The 972-nt window shown below is 51.1% G+C and carries 1 protein-coding gene; it reads left to right on the forward strand.

The genetic code is table 11. From position 1 onward, the window contains the following. The coding region (gene psbD, locus M595_RS27920) for a photosystem II reaction center subunit D2 (RefSeq protein WP_023069908.1) at positions 1 to 972 on the forward strand (972 nt) is incomplete at both ends.

The raw sequence follows: 972 nt of genomic DNA on the forward strand, positions 1-972 counted from the left end.
CTCGATGACTGGCTGAAACGCGATCGCTTTGTATTTGTGGGTTGGTCGGGTATCCTACTGTTCCCCTGTGCCTATCTGGCTTTAGGTGCATGGTTAACCGGAACCACCTTTGTCACCTCTTGGTACACCCACGGTTTAGCAAGCTCCTACCTAGAGGGCTGCAACTTCTTAACCGCCGCTGTCAGTACCCCCGCTAACAGTCTGGGACATTCCCTGCTGTTCCTGTGGGGACCCGAAGCTCAGTGGGACTTCGCTCGCTGGTGTCAACTCGGTGGCTTGTGGGCTTTCACCGCCCTACACGGTGCGTTTGCACTGATTGGCTTCTGCCTACGTCAGCTCGAAATCGCCCGTTTGGTTGGTGTACGTCCCTATAACGCTATTGCCTTCACCGCACCCATTGCTGTGTTTGTCAGCGTGTTCTTAATGTATCCTTTAGGACAGTCGGGTTGGTTCTTCGCTCCGAGCTTTGGAGTCGCTGGAATCTTCCGTTTCATTCTGTTCTTCCAAGGATTCCACAACTGGACACTCAACCCCTTCCACATGATGGGTGTTGCAGGTGTACTCGGTGGTGCGCTGCTGTGCGCGATTCACGGAGCAACAGTTGAAAATACCCTGTTTGAAGACGGCGAACAATCTAGCACTTTCCGTGCGTTTGAACCGACTCAATCAGAAGAAACCTATTCCATGGTGACCGCAAACCGTTTCTGGTCACAAATCTTCGGGATTGCTTTTTCCAACAAGCGTTGGTTACACTTCTTCATGTTATTCGTCCCCGTGACTGGACTGTGGATGTGTTCTATCGGTGTTGTCGGATTAGCACTCAACCTGCGAGCCTATGACTTTGTGTCTCAGGAATTGCGGGCTGCTGAAGATCCCGAATTTGAAACATTCTATACCAAGAACATTTTGTTGAACGAAGGGATTCGCGCCTGGATGGCTCCCGTCGATCAACCTCACCAAAACTTTGTATTC

This window comes from Lyngbya aestuarii BL J (assembly GCF_000478195.2).
GTDB lineage: Bacteria > Cyanobacteriota > Cyanobacteriia > Cyanobacteriales > Microcoleaceae > Capilliphycus > Capilliphycus aestuarii.